Here is a 3,031-nt window from a genome sequence, read left to right as displayed (position 1 = left end):
CGCAGTCCGCGATGTAGCGGACGCGTGTACGGGTCGTCTCCAGTGACAGCGGGTTGGGGATCTGACTCCAGCCATTTCCGAATGGAGTCCGTCTCCTCAAGAGGGGTTTGCACGATGCCGTCACCGACCGCCCAGTCGAGGCGCTCGTACAGGCTCTGACCAGCCTTTGCTTCGTGGGGCGGGCGGGGCTCGAACCCGCGACCAACGGATTATGAGTCCGCGGCTCTAACCAACTGAGCTACCGCCCCTTATATGGCTTACCTACTGAGATGCTGTTATCAGCTATCCAGCTTTAGCTTTATCGGCCCCTTCATACCGCAGCGCTTTCGATTGCCTTGCCCAAGGTATCGGCTACTCCCGTCAGGTCGTCATCGAGAAGATGCCCGTACAGGTCCAGCCTCATCGCCGCCGTGGCGTGGCCCAGCATCCGTCGCACGACCTTCACGTTAGCGCCCGCCGATATCGCCAATGACGCGGTGGTGTGGCGCAGCCCGTGGGGCACCAGCCCCTCTATCCCGATCTGGGCGCAGGCCCGGTCGAACGCGCGCCGGTATTCCTCGATGGGGAGGAGTCCGCCGCGGTGGCAGGGAAACACCAAGGCGTTGGGTTCGTCAGGTAACTCGTTCTTGAGCGGGGCCACGAAGGTCGAGCTGTACCGATGCCTCGACGGCTGGACGCCGGAGGCACGACCCTTCGCCACCAATGATCCGGAGGAATGAAGGGACTGACGACGAGGCCGAGGTCACCGCGCTACCATCGCCCTCTGCCCGTCTCGAAAACGATGAATTCGGTGGTACATTCGCTGCTGTCGTACCCGGTGGTTGTGCGGAGGCTCACGATGGTCAGACGGCGATGGAATGAGTCGGACGAGGCCAAGGCCGGCTACGTCAAGGAACTGTTTTCGGCGCTGGCGAAGCGCTACGACGTGATGACCGATGTGTGGACGCTCGGGCTTCATCGCCTGTGGAAGCGGCAGGCCATGGAGCTTTGCGCCCTCCGGCCCGGCGAACGAGTGCTGGACGTTGCGACCGGAACGGGTGATCTGGCGTTCCTGGAGAAGGCGGCGGTCGGGCCGGAAGGCCAGGTCGTGGGGGTCGACTCCTGCGCGGCGATGCTTGAGGTCGCCCGACGGCGGCAGCGCGGGGCCATCGACTTCCAGGACGGCGATGCCATGGACCTGCGGTTCCCGGATGCGTCGTTCGACGTAGTCACAATCGGCTTCGGGTTGCGCAACGTTGCCGACCGCGGCCAGGCGCTGCGCGAGTTCCGGCGCGTCCTGCGGCCGGGCGGCCGGTTGATGGTGCTCGATTTCAGCACGCCGACCTCGAAGATGCTGAAAGTCGTTCACGACCTGTTCTACTTCGGTCTGATGCCGGTTGTGGGCTGGGCCGTGGCCTGGCATCGCGACGCCCATCATTACACCGCCGATTCGATCCGCACCTGGCTGTCGCGGGACGGGCTGAGCGAGATGATGCTGGAAGCGGGCTTCGCCAATGCCCGCTACATCTCGCTGAGCAGCGGGTTCGCAACGGTCCATCTCGGCCTTTAGCATTCCACTGGGGTTGCCAAAGACACTCGGCTACGTCCGACAGCAGTTCAATAGCTACCGGGCGTCCCTCGCCGCACGCTCGCAGGAATGACACAGATTACGGTTAGCTGAACACTGTCTGACCGTTGGCGTCGAGCAGATACTCCTCGGTACCGCTTTCGACCCGCGGGGCATCGCCGGCCAACGCCACCGCGACCTTGTTACTGGCGTTGCGCATCACGTCGAAGGTCAGCTCGGCGGCCTCGTCGTCGGAGAACTGCGCGCGCACCGCGGCGACGATGCCGCGGTCGATATGGCCCGGCGACCAGATCAGCGCGTCGGCATACCGCAGCGCCGCCTTCTGGCGATCGGTCAGCAGCTCCGACGCCTCGAAGCGCTCGATGTCGCCGTACAGCGTCTCCGACCCGCCGGCATCCAGCGCCGTCGTCTCACGCAGCGACTTGCACAACCGGCAGTTGTGTTGAGCCGCGCCGCGCAGCCGGACCATCTCGGATGTCAGCGCGTCGAGGTCGCGCAGCCGCGCGACTGCGGGCAGAAAGCCGTTGAACACCGCATCGGACGGATCGGTGGTGTGATCCCAGGCGAGCCGACCGTCCGCCCATCCGAGGTACCGCTGGCCCACCCCGAGTGCTTCCAGGCCCGCCCGCACCCGCGGGACGAAGTCGGCGATGTACATCTGCACGACGACGCCAAACGTTTTGTCGCCCAGTGCAGACCACAATCGTGAGCGCTGCTGGTCACCGATCATCGAGACATCGATGCTGAACTGTTCGGCGAAGTCGGCGACGACGGCGTCGGCATCCGATCCCGGGCCGGTCACCGCGACCTCGGCCGGAAGCGGGGGCAGCGACAGCGTCTGGGCGCAGACGCGCCGGATCAGGGCGGCAGCCCGGCCGTCGCCGGGCGACAACGCGACCAGCCGGGTCAGCTCGTCGTCACGCACCCTCGCATTATGTCGCCTGGCTCACCGACGACATGTGAAAGTCGGGAATCCGCAGCGACGGCATCGCCGTCCGGGTCACCCAATCGCCCCACTCCCGCGGCAGCGTCGCCTCGCTGACGCCGGCTTGGGTGGCCCGCCGCAGCAGGTCCAGCGGGCTCTCGTTGAACCGGAAGTTGTTGACCGCCGCCGTCACCTCGCCGTCCTCGACGAGGTAGACACCGTCGCGGGTCAGCCCGGTCAGCAACATCGTCGTGGGCTCGACCTCGCGGATGTACCACAGCGTGGTCAGCAACAGCCCGCGCCCGGTCGCCGCGACCAGGTCCGCCAACTCGGCGCTGCCACCGGTCATCACCACGTTGTCGGCGGCCACGGCGACGGGGGCGTTGAACTCGGCGGCGGCGGCCCGCGGGTAGGCCAGCGCGTTGATCACCCCGTCGCGAATCCAGTCCACCCGCTCGATATCCATCCCGTTGTCGAAAATCGACACGGTCTCCGACGAACTGGCGGTCGCCACGAACGGCGTGCACGCCAAACCGGGC

At 66.1% G+C, this 3,031-nt stretch carries 3 protein-coding genes, 1 tRNA gene and 1 pseudogene; 1 reads left to right on the top strand and 4 read right to left on the bottom strand.

Annotated elements, in window-relative coordinates; all coding sequences use genetic code 11:
* Positions 1-174: 174 nt before the first annotated feature.
* Together VNW74_RS00920 and VNW74_RS00915 are read right to left on the bottom strand one after the other, a co-directional pair.
* Positions 175-248: transfer RNA gene (locus VNW74_RS00920), tRNA-Ile, on the bottom strand.
* A gap of 62 nt (positions 249-310) precedes the next feature.
* Positions 311-631, bottom strand: a pseudogene (locus VNW74_RS00915) (tyrosine-type recombinase/integrase); the annotation flags it as partial.
* A gap of 207 nt (positions 632-838) precedes the next feature.
* On the opposite strand from VNW74_RS00915, the gene VNW74_RS00910 reads away from it, so the two are divergent.
* Entirely contained in the window at positions 839-1,549 is a 711-nt protein-coding gene (locus VNW74_RS00910; RefSeq protein WP_325674727.1) for a class I SAM-dependent methyltransferase, read from the top strand.
* Between the two features lie 103 nt (positions 1,550-1,652).
* Here VNW74_RS00910 and VNW74_RS00905 read toward each other — a convergent pair whose 3' ends face one another.
* A complete protein-coding gene (locus VNW74_RS00905; protein WP_325674726.1) occupies positions 1,653-2,492 on the bottom strand; it encodes a carboxymuconolactone decarboxylase family protein in 840 nt (279 codons plus the stop codon).
* A gap of 7 nt (positions 2,493-2,499) precedes the next feature.
* A partial coding sequence (locus tag VNW74_RS00900) for a metallopeptidase TldD-related protein (protein ID WP_325674725.1) occupies positions 2,500-3,031 on the bottom strand: 532 nt, incomplete at its 5' end.

The sequence above is a fragment of the Mycobacterium sp. genome, assembly GCF_035570115.1.
In the GTDB taxonomy this organism is placed as follows: domain Bacteria; phylum Actinomycetota; class Actinomycetes; order Mycobacteriales; family Mycobacteriaceae; genus Mycobacterium.
The sequence above is the reverse complement of the archived record's forward strand: the minus strand, read 5'-3'. Positions and strand labels throughout refer to the sequence as shown.